Genomic DNA, 14,287 nt, shown 5'->3' with positions numbered 1-14,287 from the left:
TCAGGCCAGCTCGGCCGCCAGCCAGGCGGCCAGGCCCTCGTGCCCGGCGAGCGTGGGGTGCACGCCGTCGGGCAGGATCGCCTCCTTGGGCCAGGTCCTGCGCATCGGGTCGAGGAAGGTCACCTTCCCCGCCCTGGCCGCCTGCGCCACCGCGTCGCGCACCCCGTACGCCTTCTTCGGCGGCTCGCCCATCCAGATGGGGCCGACCACCACCGTCCTGGTCGCCGGCCAGTGCGCGCGCACCTCGGCCAGCAGGCTCGCCGCGGCCCCGCGCACCCGCTCCGCGCTCCAGCGGCGGTCGTTGTGGCCGCCCGAGATGACCAGCAGGTCGGGGGCCGGGCGCCAGGCCAGCTCCACCTCGAACGAGCGCTGGAACGTGCGGCCCGCCCGCCCCTCGTTGCAGAACCCGGTGCCGCCCGCGCCCGCGATGATCGGCTGCCAGCCCAGCAGGCGGGCGGTCTGCGAGGCGTACGTCTGCCAGGGCGGCACCGGCCCCGACCCGACGGTGAAGCTGTCACCCACGAACATCATCACCGGCGCCTGCTCCTTGACGGGCGGCGACTTCGTCGCGAACGCGCACGAGGGCAGCCCCAGCACCGCGCCGACCACCACGACGCGTCTCACCAGATCACGCATGAGCACCTCAGGGCACTAGGCTGCCGACATGAGCACCGATTCCCACGGACGCACCCAGAGATTGGAACTGGCGGACCAGAGCCTGCGCGACTTCGAGGCCGTCGTCCTGGAGGCCACGCCTGAGGGGATCGTGCTGAGCAGGTCGGCATTCTATCCGGGTGGAGGCGGCCAGCCGGCGGATCACGGCGTTCTCATCTGGCAGGGCGTGGAGACCCGCATCGTCGGGGCGCGCAAGGGCGACGACCTCTACCTGATCCCGGCCGAGGGCGACCCGATCCCGCCGGTCGGCACCGTGGTCAGGGGCGCGGTGGCCGACGCGCGGCGCTCGGCCCTCATGCGGACGCACTCCGGCCTGCACGTGCTGTGCGGGGTGGTCTTCCGCGACTACGGCTGCCTGGTCACCGGTGGCAACATGGACGAGCTCAGCGCCCGCATGGACTTCAACCTGCCCGAGGTGCCCGCAGGGTTCAAGGAGGCCGTCGAGGACGCCTGCAACGCCGAGATCGTCGCCGACCGGCGCATCGACGTGAAGGTGCTGCCCCGTTCCGAGGCGTTCGCCATCCCCGACATCATCCGCACGGCCACCAACCTGGTGCCGGAGACCGTCCAGGACGTGCGCGTCGTCGACATCGTCGGCCTCGACACCCAGGCCGACGGCGGCACGCACGTGGCCTCCACCAAGCAGATCGGGCGGATCAAGGTCGCCAAGATCGAGAGCAAGGGGCGCGGCTTCCGCCGCCTGCGCATCCAGATCTCCGACTAGCGGGGCTCGACCAGCCTCGTCAGCCCGTCGAGCAGCGACTCCAGGCCGAACGTGAAGAGCCGGTCGAGATCGAGGTCGAAGTCGCCCAGCTCGTCGAGCAGCCGCCCGAAGGCCGGGTTGGCTGCCGTGAGGTCGCGCAGAAACTCCTCCTGCCCGCTCATCCACTCCTCGTCCGTGATCCCGGTGCTCGCCCTGGCGCGCTGCTCCAGCTCGATGTGGGCGGCGATGCCCTGCACGAAGCTGTAGATCAGGATCATCACGTACATCCTGGTCGTGGCGTCGAGCCCGGTCTCCTGCAGCATCTCCATGACGAACTCCGAGTGCAGCAGCAGGGCCTGGGAGGGCACCGGGCGGGTCAGCGGCGTGGCCCCGGCCATCCACGGGTGCGCCCGGTAGGCGGCCCACTGCACCCGCGCCGAGGTCTCCAGCCGCCCCCGCCAGCCGTCGGGGTGCCGCGCGGGCAGCGGGAACTCGGCGAACGCCGCGTCCACCATCAGCATGACCAGGTCGTCCTTGCCGCCCACGTGCCGGTAGAGGGACATGGTGGCCACGCCGAGCCGCCCCGCGACGGCGCGCATCGTCAGCTCTGACAGCCCGTCCGCGTCGGCGATCTCCATGGCCGCCCGTACGATGCGCCGCCTCGTCAGCTCGTGCTCCGCCGTCGCGCCCGGGCGCGGTCTGGCCGGGCTGCCGGGGCGTTCGGCCACCACGGTGCCCACGCGCGGCTCGGCCACCACGACGCCCTCGCGGGCCAGCAGCGTCAGCGCCTTGGCGGCGGTGGCCAGGGCGACGTTCCAGTCTCTGGCGAGCTGCCTGGTGGAGGGCACGCGCTCGCCCGGGCGCAGCCGGCCGTCGGTGACGCGTTGCTTGATGTCGGCCACGATGCGGGCGTGGGGCGGGGTGTCCATGCATCCTCCTGTACTAGTACAGATCTTCACACTATACCCTTGCCACCTGCTGTATGTACTACGTACATTCATTTCTGCGTACGACGTCAACACACAGGGAGCAAGTGATGAAGAAGGTTCTCGTCTCCGGTGCCAGCATCGGCGGCCCCGTCCTGGCGTACTGGCTGGGGCGGCACGGGTTCGACGTGACGGTGGTCGAGCGGGCGCCGGCGCCGCGCAAGGGCGGCCAGGCGGTCGACATCAGGGGCGCGGCGCTGACCGTGGTCGAGCGGATGGGGCTGCTGGAGCGGATCCGCGAGCTGCGCACGAGCATGCGCGGCATGTCCATGGTGGACGCGGACGGCAACGAGCTGATGCGCAGCGAGGAGGAGACGCTCAGCGGCGGCCGGTTCGACAGCCCCGACATCGAGATCATGCGGGACGACCTCAACCGCGTCCTGCTGGGCGCCTCCACCGCCCGCTACCTCTACGGCGACTCCATCGCCACCCTGGGCGAGGACGGCGAGGTGACGTTCGACAGCGGCCGGCACGACCGCTACGACCACGTCATCGGCGCCGACGGCCTGCACTCCAACGTGCGCAGGCTCGCCTTCGGCCCCGAGCAGCAGTTCCTGCACCACCTCGGCACCTACGTCTCCATCTACACCGCCGAGAACTTCCTCGGCCTCGACCACTGGCAGACCTGGTTCAACGCGGGCGAGGCGGGCGGCGCGCTGTTCAGCGACCGCGACCCGGCCGAGATGCGGGTCAACCTCGGCTTCAGGTCCGGCGTGCTCGACTACGACTATCGCGACGTCGAGCAGCAGAAGCGGCTCATCCAGGAGCACTGCGCCGGGGTCTGGGAGGCGGACAGGCTGCTGGAGGCCATGTGGAAGGCCGACGACTTCTACTTCGACTCCATGGCGCAGGTGAAGATGGAGCGCTGGACCAAGGGGCGGGTCGCGCTGGTGGGCGACGCCGGTTACTGCGCCTCGCCGCTGTCCGGGCAGGGCACCAGCCTGGCGCTGGTGGGCGCGTACGTGCTCGCCGAGGAGCTCGGCGCCGGCGGCGCGGACGCCCACGACCGGTACGAGGCGCGCATGCGCCCGTTCGTGGCCGCCAACCAGGCCCTCGCTCACGAGAACCCCGGCCAGGGCGCCGCCCCGGAGAGCGTCCAGCGGGCGGCGAACAGCATCACACTCGCCTGACAGGTACGAACCGATACGATTTGCCGCCATGGGTATCAGACTCACGATGGCCGCCCTGGCGGCCACCGCTCTGACGTTGTCCGCAACCCCCGCCGCTCTCGCAGCGGAGGCCGGGATGACGGACGAGGTCACGATGACCCTCGGCAAGGACGGCACCCTGCACGTGGTCGAGAAGATCAGCGGGGCGTCGGGCCAGCTCAAGCGGACGTTCATCACGCGGACGCGGTACGACGACGACAACGACCGCCTCTACCGGATCTCGAACGTCAAGGGCGGCACCCTGGCGGGCGACGTGCTCACGGTGACGGGCCAGACCGTCGAGTACGACGTCAAGGGGGCGGTGACGCCCTCGGGCGGCGTCGAGGAGCTGCGCTGGTTCGCGGTGAACGGCTGGAACCAGCCGGTCGCCAAGGCCACGGTCAAGGTGAACGGCCCCGGGCAGGTCCAGAACCTGTCCTGCTTCGCCGGCGCGCTCACCTCCGCCATCGGCTGCACCTCCGCCTCGATGGACCACGGCGCCACGCAGGCCGACTTCGAGCAGGAGGACATCGCCACCGACCAGGCCCTCACGGTCGTCGTCGGATACCCGAAGGGCTCCAGCACCGGCAAGCCCATCCTGGAGCGGCGCTTCTCCCTGTCGGCCGCGTTCACGCTCGACACCGTCACCGGCGGCGCCCTGGCGGGGCTGCTGGTCCTGCTGCTCGGCGGCATCGGCCTGCTGTACTGGACGCGCGGCCGTGACGCCAGGGTCGCCGGCCACGAGAGCGGCAAGGTCGATCCGGTGCAGAACGGCCATTTCACCCCGCCCGACGGGGTGCGCCCCGGCCAGATCGGCACGCTGGTGGACGAGCAGGCCGACGTGATCGACGTGACCGCCACCATCGTGGACCTGGCCGTGCGCGGCTACCTGCGCATCGACGAGCAGCCCAGGCAGACCTACGACGCCCCCGACTGGATGCTGGTGCGGCTGCCGAACGCGCCCGCGAACGCGCTCCTGCCGTACGAGCTGGCGCTCTACCAGGCCATCTTCGACGGGCGTGACGCGGTGCTGCTGTCACAGTTGTCCGGCTCGTTCGCGGCCCACCTCGGCAAGGTGCGCGACGCGCTCTACGCCGACGTGGTCAGGCAGGGGTGGTTCGCCCGGCGGCCCGACACCGAGCGCACCAGGTGGACCACGATCGGCGTGGTGCTCGTGGGGGTGGGGCTGCTGGCCACGGTGGGGCTGGCCTGGTTCACCACGTACGGGCTGATCGGCCTGGCGGTGGTCATCGCGGGCGGCGCGCTGGCGGTCGGCGGCCAGTACATGCCGGCCAAGACCGCCAAGGGGTCGGCGGCGCTGGCGCACACGATGGGGTTCCGGCAGTACCTGTTCTCCGGCGAGCTGGGAGACGTGCCCGAGCAGCACCGGGTCGAGCTGTTCTCCCGCTACCTGCCCTATGCCGTGATCTTCGACGGGGTGGAGCACTGGTCGCGGGTGGTGGCCTCCGTCACCGGCAACGGGCACCAGGCCGACAACCTGTACTGGTACCACGGGCCCGCGGAGTGGGACCTGTCCAAGTTCGCCGGCTCCATGCGGACGTTCACCACGACGACGTCCGGCGCCATCTCCGCCACCCGCCAGTTCCGCTCCCTCTAGAGCGAGAACCGTTCGGCGAACGCCGACAGCTCCGCGCGCTGCTCGTCGGGCTCCGTGGTGGACGGGCTGACGACGAGGCGGGTCACGCCCTGCGCGGCCAGCTCCTCGGCCCGGCCTTGCGGCATGTCGATCGCGCCGAACCGGGTGTACTCCAGCGCGCCCGGGTCGCGGCCCGCACCGGCGGCGGTCGAGCGGGCCAGCTCCCACAGCTCGGCCACCTCCTCGGGGCGGAGCCTGCCGCCGGGGAAGAAGCCGTCGCCACGCAGCCCGGCCCGGCGCGCGGCGGCCCTGCTCGACCCGCCGACGTGGATCGGCAGGCCGGCTGCCTCGTGCGGCTTGGGGTAGCTGCACAGGGCGTCCAGCTCGAAGAACTCCCCGGCGAAGCTGACGCCCTCCTCACCACCCGCCCAGAGCAGCCGCAGCACGTCCATCGCCTCGTCGGCGCGCCTGCCCCTGGCCGCGTAGTCCACGCCCACGGCCCGCGCCTCGCCCGGCAGGGCGCCGAGGCCGACGGTGAGCAGCCGCATCCGGCCCTTGGACAGCACGTCGATGGTGGCCAGCCGCTTGGCGAGCGTCACCGGGTGGTGGTACGGGAGCAGGAGCACGCCGGTGCCGAGCAGGATCCGGTCCGTGTGGGCGGCGACGAAGGTGAGGGTGTCGAGCGGGTCGGCGTACGGGAGCGTGGGAGGCAGCTCGAAGGAGCCGATCCGGGCGCCCGGGTAGAGCACGATGTGCTCGGGGACGTACAGCGCCTCGAAGCCGCACTCCTCGGCCAGGCGGGCGAAGGCGGCGAGCTTGTCGGGGTCGGGGCCGTGGTGGGGGGTGCTGTAGCTGATGGCGAACTTCATGCGGCGCCATGGTAGAAGCCTGACGCCGGTGTCAAGGCAAGCCCTTGAACACTTCGTTTAAAACGAGCTGTTGACAACTGTGGGCGCGCTGCAGCATCGTGATCTCATGACTTCCGACGCCGGCCTCTTCAAACCTCCGCAGCCCGAGCAGGCGCGCGCCCAGCGGGTGTACGCGTCCCTGCACCGCATCGCCGAGCGGCACGCGGCCACCGACGAGCAGCGGGCGCGCCAGATCCACCCGTCCGCGCTGGCGCCGCACGAGGCGGTCAGGCTCGTCACCTTCCTGCTCAGCGGGGCCGCGCAGCCTGACGACGGCGAGCCGCCGGTGGACGCCGCCGACATCACGGCGGCGCTCAGCCTCGTGCCGCTGGTCCGCGGGGAGATGGACGCGCTGGAGGCCACGTTGTTGCAGCTTGCCCGGGGGCGCGGCATGACCTGGCAGGAGATCGCCTTCGGGCTCGGGCTCGGCACGCCGCAGGCCGCCAGGCAGCGCTACGAGCGGCTCGCTGAGCGCGTACCGGATCAGGAGGAGTAGCTCGCCGTCCGGTGAGGGCCTCAGCGCACCCGCAGCTCGCCGACGGGCCGTCCGCCGCCCAGCACCGCGCCGGAGGCCAGCTCGGCCAGTTCGGGCGCGTCCAGGCCCAGCGAGCGCAGCGCCGCCACGGTGACGGGCACCCGGGCGCGCGTGCCACCGTCCTCGATCTTGACGGTGCCCGCGCGCCCGTCCTCGAACACGAACGCGTCGAACGCCTCCGCCCCCGCCTTGAGCATCAGTCCGGGCAGCGCCCGCATCAGCTTGGCCTCGGCCCTGTCGGTGCCCGAGGTCCACTCGGGGTAGGTGCGCATGGCGTCGAAGATCTTGCGTTCGTACGAGTCGGCCGACGACAGCGGGAACGCCCGGAACGCCTTGGTCACCCCGAGCATCGAGACGTAGAACAGCGGCGCCCCGCACCCGTCCACGCCGGAGGCCGCCACCCGCTCCCCGGTCAGCTCCTCCACCGTCTCGCGGATCGTCCGCTGCAACGGGTGCGCCGGCTCCAGGTAGGTGCTCAGCGGCCAGTCGTTCGCCACGCAGGTGGCCAGCATGGCGGCGTGCTTGCCCGAGCAGTTCATGTAGACCCGGCCGCGCTCGGTCGCCGCGCGGTCGAACGGATAGTCCTCGGGGCACCGCAGCGCCGACTCCTCCAGCCCGGCGCCCGCCAAGATCTTCCTGACCCCGTCCACGTGAAAGGGCTCGCCGGAGTGCGAGGCGCAGGCCAGCGCCAGCAGCTCACCCTCCAGGCGCAGGCCGCTGCGCAGCATGCCCAGCGCCTGCAGCGGCTTCATCGACGACCGTGGCGAGGCCGGCACGTGCACCGCGCCCCTGGTCTCGACCGGGCGGCCTGCCGCGTCCACGGTCAGCATGCGTGCGTGATGCGTGGACTCCACGAACCCGGACCGGACGACTTCCACAATCAACGACATTTCACGTTCCCCTTTCGACATGAGTGTATGAAGGGTTTGGTCCTGGTCCAGAATGGGATGCCATGCGAGCAGTCGTACAGCGGGTCAGTTCGGCGTCCGTCGAGGTCGACGGGCAGGTGGTGGGGGCGGTCGGCGAGCCGGGGCTGCTCGTCCTGGTGGGCGTCACGCACACGGACACGCGCGCCGAGGCCGCGCGACTGGCGGCCAAGTTGTGGGGGCTGCGCATCCTGCACGGGGAGAAGTCCTGCTCGGACGTGGGGGCGCCGCTCCTGGTGATCAGTCAGTTCACCCTGTACGGCGATGCCCGCAAGGGGCGGCGGCCCACATGGCAGGCTGCTGCTCCTGGACCTGTGGCGGAGCCGTTGGTGGAGGCTGTGGTGGAGGAGTTGCGGGGGTTGGGGGCTCAGGTGGAGACAGGGGTGTTCGGGGCTGACATGAAGGTCTCTCTGGTCAACGACGGGCCGATCACCCTCGTCCTGGACATGTGACACCCCGCCCGCCCGGGATGGCGCGGACGGGGTGGTGGTCAGCGGATGCGGCGGCGCAGGGCCGGGTCGATGGCGACGTTGCGCCCCGCGTCCGGCGGCACGATGACCTCCTGGGACGCGGCCACGCCGCCCGCGAGCAGCGGCGCGTCCAGCGGCACCGTGCGCTTGATCACGGCCAGGGCGATCGGCCCCAGCTCGTGGTGGCGGGCGGCCGAGCCGACGACGCCCACCTCCTGGCTCTCGGAGATCACCGGAGCCCCGTGGGCAGGAAGGGTGTCCACGCTGCCGTCCAGGTGCAGGAAGACCAGGCGCCTCGGCGGGTGCCCCAGGTTGTGCACACGGGCCACCGTCTCCTGCCCCCGGTAGCAGCCCTTGGTGAGGTGCACCGCCCCGCCGATCCAGCCCACCTCGTGCGGGATCGTCTTGTGGTCGGTCTCGAAGCCCAGCCGGGGCCGGTGCGCCTCGATGCGCAGGGCCTCGTACGCCCACAGCCCCGCCAGCGGCTTGCCCAGGTGATCGGCGAGCTCGGCGCGCGGCACCAGGAAGTCCTCGGTGGCCGTGGAGAGCACGGCCAGGTCGTCGGCGCGGGAGACCTCCACCCGCAGCATGAAGCGCATGCGGTCGAGGTAGTCGATCAGGCTCTGCGCGGTGCCCGGCTCGACGTGGGCCAGGACGCTCCGGCCGTCGTCGGTGAGCGTGAGGTGGTGCTGGACGCGGCCCTGCAGGTCGAGGTCGAGCGTCTGTGTCCACTCGCCCGGTTGGAGCGTGTCGAGCTTCTGCGAGGTGAGGTCGTTGAGCCATTTCAGCCGGTCGGCGCCGGAGATGCGGATCACCTCACGGTTGCTGCGGTCGACGACCGCCTCTCCCTTGACCAGTGCGCGCTGCTCGGCGAACAGGTCACCGTAGTGCGCGGCTACGTCGGAGTCAGGGGCGTCCGCCGGGACGGCGCCGGGGAGGTCGAGCAGAGGGCTACGCATGCCTTCCAGGCTATCCGCACCGCCGGCGGCGCCGGGCACGGGCCACCTGGTCAGGGCGCGTGGTCAGGGGCGCATGGTCAGGGGCGCGGCTCAGCGGCAGTTGCGGCAGCGGCCGAAGACGGTCAGGTGGTGGACGTCGGCGACGAAGCCCATCTCCTCGTCCAGCCCCTTGACCAGCCCCTCCGCCAGCTCGGGCCGCACCTCGAACACCTCGTCGCACCCCCGGCACACCAGGTGCACGTGATCGGCCTCGGCGGCCAGGTGGTAGGTGGGGGCGCCGTGCCCGAGGTGGGTGTGGGTGACCAGGCCCAGCTCCTCGAGCAGCTCCAGCGTGCGGTAGACGGTCGAGATGTTCACCCCGCGCGCCGTCTGACGGACCTTGACGCAGATCTCCTCCGGCGTGGCGTGCTCCAGCTCCTTGACCGCCTCCAGCACGAGCTGACGCTGGGGGGTGACCCGGTAGCCCTTGGCGCGGAGTTCCTCATGCCACTGCGTCTCGGTCATGCTCCGATACTACGGCCCGCGGATATTTACTTGCCCGGTTCGCGGTGGACCGCATAGCTTCTTGAGTACGCGGAAAGGAGGTGGTCCGAATAATGGTTAGTCATAGTCGGGCTAGCGAGGTGGTTGTCCGCTGACGTCGCGGACTGTTGTCTCGTGACGTGACGCGAATACGAGGCAACCACCGGGGCCCCTGGCAGCCGGAGGGCGGGACGACGATCCCGACCATGGTCCATCCGGCCCGCCGCATCGGCGGAGTGTTGCCTGGGGCCCTCTTCAATTTCCGGGGGTCAGTGCTCGCCGCGGGCTGGGATGCCGAGCTTCTCGCACGCCTCGCGGTAGAGCCGCACCACGGCCTTGCGCACCTGGGCCCGCTCGGTGAGCGTCTCGCCCCACGGCACGCGCACCCGCTCCCCGCCGTCGATCGTGAACGTGATCGCCTCGGCGTCGACGTCGCTGGTGAGCGCGGTCTGGGCGTCCGGCCGGCCGCCGAGCCCGCGTACGATGATCAGCCCGTCGTCGGCGTGGTCGTCATTCATGTGCCGCTTGATCGCCTCGACGGCGTCGGCGGTGAACGGCGTGCTCATGGGATCAGGCCACCTTCTTCAGCTCTGCCGACATGTGGTCCGTGAGCGGGTGCCCGACGGCCGCCATCTCGTAGGCCCACATCAGATTGCCGTTGACCAGGCCGTACAGGCGGTGGCCCGCGGTGTACTCCTTGGCCGAGGCGGTGCGGGCGACCACGTCCGTACGCAGCTCGATCTTGTGGAAGACGACCTCGCCGATGTAGATCTCGACGATGCCGGTGGGATGGGAGAGCACGACCTCGATCTGCCGCTCGGGCAGCGAGCGCCAGTAGCCGGACTCCGTGGCCAGCGGCCTGACGCGGTTGCCCGCGTCGTCGAGCAGCCAGGTGCGGCTCACGTAGGTCAGGAACGGCTTGCCGTTGTGGCCGAACTCGATCTCCTGGCCGAAGTTGAAGCTCTCGATCGTCGGGTAGCCGCCCACGCCGGCGCCTTCCCACCGCCCCAGCAGGAACGCGATCGGCTCCAGGTCGGGGTGCACCTCAGGTTCTTCCATGCTCCCCAAGCGTAGTGGCGCGCCACGCCCGTACGGGCTCCCGCGGGGCTAGGGTGACGGATATGGCACGTTCACTGGTGATCAAGGTGACCGCCGGGGCCGACGCTCCCGAGCGGTGCAACCAGGCGTTCACGGTCGCGGCCGCCGCGCTCGCGAGCGGGGTATCCGTCTCCCTGTGGCTGACCGGCGAGTCCTCGTGGTTCGCGCTCCCCGGGCGGGCCAAGGAGTTCGCCCTGCCGCACGCGGCGCCGCTCACCGACCTGCTCGACGCCGTGCTGGCGGCGGGGCGGGTGACGCTGTGCACGCAGTGCGCCGCCCGCAGGAACATCACCGTGGACGACCTCATCGAGGGGGTGCGCATCGCGGGCGCGCCGGCGTTCGTGGAGGAAGTGACCACGGAGGGCGTGCAGGCGCTCGTCTACTGATCGCAGGGCTGCCCCGCCGTCCCGAGGTGTGGCACGATGATGATCGTGCGGACAATCGGTGCGATGCGTACGAGAGTCACCGCTGCCGGGCACTGGTACGGCCAGCAGATCAACGCCCGCCCCATCGCCGCGCTGACGATCTTGGGAGCGATCGCCGCGGTGTTCCTCTTCCTGCTCGGCGTCGCCATCTCCGTGACGACGGGAGAGCAGCCCATCCCCTGGTGGCGCCATGCCAGATTCGGCGCGATCAGCCTGCTCGTCTGGGTGGGCGTGGCGTTCTTCGTGCGGAGCCGGTTGAGCAAGCACGGCTGAGGCCGCTCCGGGCGCCGCGGGTCAGGTGCGCGGGGCGGAGCCGCGTCCGTTCCTCCTGTCGAACAGACCTCTGACGGCGGCGATCGCGGCCGCTCCGACCTCCCCCACGAAGGGCTCGCGCTCCTCCTCAGCCGTCGGCCCCGGATCCGGGTGGGCGGGCTCGACGCAGCCCGCGCGGCACGCCTCCAGCTGTGCCGCGAACGCCAACCCCAGGAAGAGCGCGATCGAGCTGAGGAACGACCACAGCAGCAGCGCCATCACGGCGGTCAGCGGCCCGTACGTGTTGCCGAAGGTGTTGTTGTGCTCGGTGTAGAGTGCCAGCCCCAGCGTGAACAGCGTCCATAACCCCAGGGCGACCAGCGCTCCCACGGCCAGCCACGTGTGGCCGGGCTGCCTGCGCCGGGGCGAGGCTCTGAAGAGCGTGACCGTGGAGGCCAGGGCGAGCAGGAAGCCGAGCGGCCAGCGGACGAAGGCGTAGGCCTGGCGGGCGCCGGCGCCCCAGCCGAACGTCTCGCTGAGCGCGTCGCCCAGCTCGCCGCCGCCCACCAGCACCGTAAACCCGGTGATCATGCAGAGGCCGGCGGTCAGCGCGAGCACGACCGCCCTGGCGTACTTGCGGTGGAAGGGCCGGTCGCGCTCGACGCCGTAGATGCGGTTGGCGCCCCGTTCGAACTGGGCCATGGCCGTGGTGAGCGCGGCCAGCGTGGTGGCCAGGCCCAGCCACAGCGCCAGCTGGTCCCTGGTGCCCTTGCCGCCGTCGAGCACCTCGGCGACGGCCTGCGCGCCGCCGCCCGGCGCCAGGGCGCTCAGCGTGAGCCGCAGCACCCGGCCCAGCTCCTCCTGGTGGGTGACCGCGCTCAGGCCGACCACGGCGATGGCCCCGGGGATGATGGCCAGGCAGATCTGGAACGCCAGGGCCCGCGAATGGCTCATGCCGTCGCCGTAGCGGAACCTGACGAACGAGTCGCGCACGAAGTGCCAGACGCCGTACTTGCGCAGGGTCTCCCAAGCGTCGTCGGCGGACAGCTCCTCCCCGCCCATCGTGCGGGTCTGGGGGACGGTGACCGTGGATCCCACGGCCGACGTCCTACCCCAAATCCGGACAGTTCATCTCAGGACGACTGCAGCACCGTGGTCAGGCGTTCCTGGCGCAGCGCCTCGTAGCGGGAGTCGTCGAGCGGCGCGAGGTCGCCCACCCGCCACGACAGCAGCAGGTCCGCCAGGGCCGGGTTGCGGGCCAGCGCGGGGCCGTGCAGGTAGGTGCCCACGACGTGCCCCGCGTAGCAGCCCTCGAAGCCGTCGCCGTTGCCCACGCCCTTGATCGTGCGCGACAGCGGGCGGACGCCGGGGCCCAGATGGGTGACGCCCATGTGGTTCTCGAAGCCGGTCAGCGTGGGCAGGTTGAGCGCGGCGTCCACCTCGGCCACCAGCTCGCCCACCGCGCGGGCGGGGCCGCGGGCGCTGGAGATGTCGAGCAGGCCGATGCCGTCGACCGGCTGGCCCTCCTCGCCGCCGAACGTGCTGCCCATGATCTGGTAGCCGGCGCACACCGCCAGCATGGCCGCGCCGCGCGCGATGGCGCGGTGCAGGCCGCCGTCCCTGCGCAGGCGCTGGGCGGCCAGGATCTGCGGGCGGTCCTCACCGCCGCCGATCAGGTAGATGTCGCCGGTCTCGGGGACGGGGTCGGCCGAGCGGACGTGGATCGTCTCCGTCTCGATCCCCCTGCGCTGCGCCCGCTGCTCCAGGACCAGCACGTTGCCCTGGTCACCGTACGTGCTCAGCAGGTCGGGGTAGATCCAGACGATGCGTAGGGCGCTGTCAGACGGCACGGCCGAACTCCGATCGGATCTGCTGGAAGGCGGTGTAGTTGGCGATCACGTCCACCCGCCCGGGCGGCTGCATGGCCAGCGCCTCCGTGAACGTGCCGCACAGCGTGAACGGCACGTCCGCGACGTCGAGCCGGAGCGCCAGGTCCAGGCGGCGCTCGCCGGTGACGAACACGGGGCGCCCGCGCAGGATGCGGTAGTCGACGTCCCACAACCACGAGGTGTCGCGCCCGTCGGGGCCCTGCGCGTTGACCGAGAGGATGATCGGCAGCTGAGGGTCGGCGACGTCGAACGCCTCCAGCCAGCCGGCCGGGTTCTTGGCCAGCAGCAGCCGCGCGTGCCGCCCGTCGCGCTCGACGGTGGTGTAGCGGCCGGCCACCGAGGTGACCTCGCGCAGCCGGGGCAACGCCCGGTCCACCGGCAGCCCGAACGCCTCGGCCACCGCCAGCGCCATCACCGCGTTGGAGCGGTTGGCCTGGCCGGGCAGCTGGATGTCGAGCAGCCAGCGCTGCCCGCGCGGGTCGATCACCGAGTCGCCGTCGACCACCCACTGCGGCTCGGGACGGTGGAAGGTGCACTCGCGGCACGCCCAGTCGGCGTCCTTGCGGTCGAGCGGGCCGCCGCACTCGGGGCAGCACCAGGAGTCTTCCTTCCACCGCTGCCCGCCGGCGACCCAGGTGACCGCGGCGGCCGTGGAGGCGCCCCAGGTGACGAGCGGGTCGTCGCAGTTGGCGATGACGTGCGTGGGCTTGCCGGACAGGGCCCTGCGCCACTTCTGCGCCAGCAGCCAGATCTCGGCCGCGCGGTCCATCTGGTCGCGGCTGAGGTTCATCAGGCAGACGACGCCGGCGCCGGTCGTGTCGAGCACCTCGGGCAGGTACTTCTCGTCCACCTCCAGCACGCCGTACGGGGCGCGCTTGTACTGGGACAGCGCGGAGACATGGCCGGCGGGCATGTTGGCGCCGAAGGCGTTGGTGGCCACCTCGCCGAGCTCCAGCAGCGCCGAGGTGATCAGCCTGGTGGTGGTCGTCTTGCCGTTGGTCGCGCTGACCAGGGCCAGCTTGCGGTCGCGGGCCAGCTGACGCAGGAGATCCGGCTCGAGCATCAGGCCGACCCGACCGCCGATCACCGAGCCGTCGCCACGCCCGGTCATCCTGGACAGCGTGGCGGCGCTGCGGCCCAGGGCACTGGCGAGCTGGGCCCGCAGAGGAAGCTGGGTCATGTGCAAGGATCCTA

At 71.4% G+C, this 14,287-nt stretch carries 18 protein-coding genes; 7 read left to right on the top strand and 11 right to left on the bottom strand.

Annotated features, from left to right (window positions below):
* Positions 1-636: an SGNH/GDSL hydrolase family protein gene (locus tag LCN96_RS03965; RefSeq protein ID WP_225271229.1), complete on the bottom strand. Its 636-nt coding sequence runs from the start codon at positions 634-636 to the stop codon at positions 1-3.
* 28 nt (positions 637-664) lie between these two features.
* Here LCN96_RS03965 and LCN96_RS03960 point away from each other — a divergent pair, with 28 nt between their 5' ends.
* Complete coding sequence (locus tag LCN96_RS03960; protein WP_225271228.1) at positions 665-1,399, top strand: alanyl-tRNA editing protein; 735 nt, start codon at positions 665-667, stop codon at positions 1,397-1,399.
* Here LCN96_RS03960 and LCN96_RS03955 read toward each other — a convergent pair.
* Positions 1,396-2,307 (bottom strand): TetR/AcrR family transcriptional regulator C-terminal domain-containing protein, encoded by a 912-nt coding sequence (locus LCN96_RS03955; protein WP_225271227.1) that lies wholly within the window; start codon positions 2,305-2,307, stop codon positions 1,396-1,398. The genes LCN96_RS03960 and LCN96_RS03955 overlap by 4 nt on opposite strands.
* Before the next feature lie 107 nt (positions 2,308-2,414).
* Here LCN96_RS03955 and LCN96_RS03950 point away from each other — a divergent pair, with 107 nt between their 5' ends.
* Together LCN96_RS03950 and LCN96_RS03945 are read left to right on the top strand one after the other, a co-directional pair.
* Positions 2,415-3,494: an FAD-dependent monooxygenase gene (locus LCN96_RS03950; protein ID WP_225271226.1), complete on the top strand. Its 1,080-nt coding sequence runs from the start codon at positions 2,415-2,417 to the stop codon at positions 3,492-3,494.
* 28 nt (positions 3,495-3,522) lie between these two features.
* The gene (locus LCN96_RS03945; RefSeq protein WP_225271225.1) at positions 3,523-5,130 is read left to right on the top strand and encodes a DUF2207 domain-containing protein; all 1,608 of its coding nucleotides are present in this window, start codon (positions 3,523-3,525) and stop codon (positions 5,128-5,130) included.
* Here LCN96_RS03945 and LCN96_RS03940 read toward each other — a convergent pair.
* A complete protein-coding gene (locus LCN96_RS03940) occupies positions 5,127-5,978 on the bottom strand; it encodes a TIGR03619 family F420-dependent LLM class oxidoreductase (RefSeq protein ID WP_225271224.1) in 852 nt (283 codons plus the stop codon). The two genes, LCN96_RS03945 and LCN96_RS03940, sit on opposite strands and share 4 nt — an antisense overlap.
* A 106-nt stretch (positions 5,979-6,084) precedes the next feature.
* Between LCN96_RS03940 and LCN96_RS03935 the strand changes: the two genes are divergently transcribed.
* Positions 6,085-6,513, top strand: coding sequence for a DNA-binding protein (locus LCN96_RS03935; protein WP_225271223.1), 429 nt, complete (start codon positions 6,085-6,087; stop codon positions 6,511-6,513).
* A 20-nt stretch (positions 6,514-6,533) separates the two neighbouring features.
* On the opposite strand, the gene LCN96_RS03930 is transcribed toward LCN96_RS03935, so the two are convergent.
* A complete protein-coding gene (locus LCN96_RS03930; protein ID WP_225271222.1) occupies positions 6,534-7,442 on the bottom strand; it encodes an asparaginase in 909 nt (302 codons plus the stop codon).
* Positions 7,443-7,504: 62 nt separating this feature from the next.
* Here LCN96_RS03930 and dtd point away from each other — a divergent pair, with 62 nt between their 5' ends.
* Positions 7,505-7,930, top strand: coding sequence for a D-aminoacyl-tRNA deacylase (gene dtd / locus LCN96_RS03925; RefSeq protein ID WP_225271221.1), 426 nt, complete (start codon positions 7,505-7,507; stop codon positions 7,928-7,930).
* 38 nt (positions 7,931-7,968) lie between these two features.
* Here dtd and ygfZ read toward each other — a convergent pair whose 3' ends face one another.
* The 4 genes from ygfZ to LCN96_RS03905 all read right to left on the bottom strand — a co-directional run bounded on the left by ygfZ (position 7,969) and on the right by LCN96_RS03905 (position 10,488).
* On the bottom strand, positions 7,969-8,907 hold the full coding sequence (gene ygfZ / locus LCN96_RS03920) for a CAF17-like 4Fe-4S cluster assembly/insertion protein YgfZ (RefSeq protein WP_225271220.1): 939 nt from the start codon (positions 8,905-8,907) through the stop codon (positions 7,969-7,971).
* A 90-nt stretch (positions 8,908-8,997) separates the two neighbouring features.
* Entirely contained in the window at positions 8,998-9,411 is a 414-nt protein-coding gene (locus LCN96_RS03915; protein WP_225271219.1) for a Fur family transcriptional regulator, read from the bottom strand.
* A gap of 287 nt (positions 9,412-9,698) precedes the next feature.
* On the bottom strand, positions 9,699-9,995 hold the full coding sequence (locus LCN96_RS03910) for a DUF2470 domain-containing protein (protein WP_225271218.1): 297 nt from the start codon (positions 9,993-9,995) through the stop codon (positions 9,699-9,701).
* Positions 9,996-9,999: 4 nt separating this feature from the next.
* A complete protein-coding gene (locus LCN96_RS03905; protein ID WP_148433461.1) occupies positions 10,000-10,488 on the bottom strand; it encodes an FABP family protein in 489 nt (162 codons plus the stop codon).
* Positions 10,489-10,550: 62 nt separating this feature from the next.
* On the opposite strand from LCN96_RS03905, the gene LCN96_RS03900 reads away from it, so the two are divergent.
* Both LCN96_RS03900 and LCN96_RS03895 read left to right on the top strand, forming a co-directional pair.
* Positions 10,551-10,913 (top strand): DsrE family protein, encoded by a 363-nt coding sequence (locus tag LCN96_RS03900; protein WP_148433460.1) that lies wholly within the window; start codon positions 10,551-10,553, stop codon positions 10,911-10,913.
* A gap of 63 nt (positions 10,914-10,976) precedes the next feature.
* Positions 10,977-11,225: a hypothetical protein gene (locus LCN96_RS03895; protein ID WP_225271217.1), complete on the top strand. Its 249-nt coding sequence runs from the start codon at positions 10,977-10,979 to the stop codon at positions 11,223-11,225.
* Positions 11,226-11,246: 21 nt separating this feature from the next.
* Here LCN96_RS03895 and LCN96_RS03890 read toward each other — a convergent pair whose 3' ends face one another.
* The 3 genes from LCN96_RS03890 to LCN96_RS03880 are packed head-to-tail and all read right to left on the bottom strand — an operon-like array spanning position 11,247 to position 14,273.
* Complete coding sequence (locus LCN96_RS03890; protein WP_225271216.1) at positions 11,247-12,302, bottom strand: YihY/virulence factor BrkB family protein; 1,056 nt, start codon at positions 12,300-12,302, stop codon at positions 11,247-11,249.
* 35 nt (positions 12,303-12,337) lie between these two features.
* Positions 12,338-13,054, bottom strand: coding sequence for a type 1 glutamine amidotransferase (locus LCN96_RS03885; protein WP_225271215.1), 717 nt, complete (start codon positions 13,052-13,054; stop codon positions 12,338-12,340).
* Positions 13,044-14,273, bottom strand: coding sequence for a Mur ligase family protein (locus tag LCN96_RS03880; RefSeq protein ID WP_225271214.1), 1,230 nt, complete (start codon positions 14,271-14,273; stop codon positions 13,044-13,046). Before LCN96_RS03880 ends, LCN96_RS03885 begins: the two co-directional genes overlap by 11 nt.
* Positions 14,274-14,287 lie beyond the last annotated feature (14 nt).

Origin of the sequence: Nonomuraea gerenzanensis (genome assembly GCF_020215645.1) — a bacterium.
Lineage (GTDB): Bacteria > Actinomycetota > Actinomycetes > Streptosporangiales > Streptosporangiaceae > Nonomuraea > Nonomuraea gerenzanensis.
This window is presented reverse-complemented; position numbering and strand designations above follow the sequence as displayed.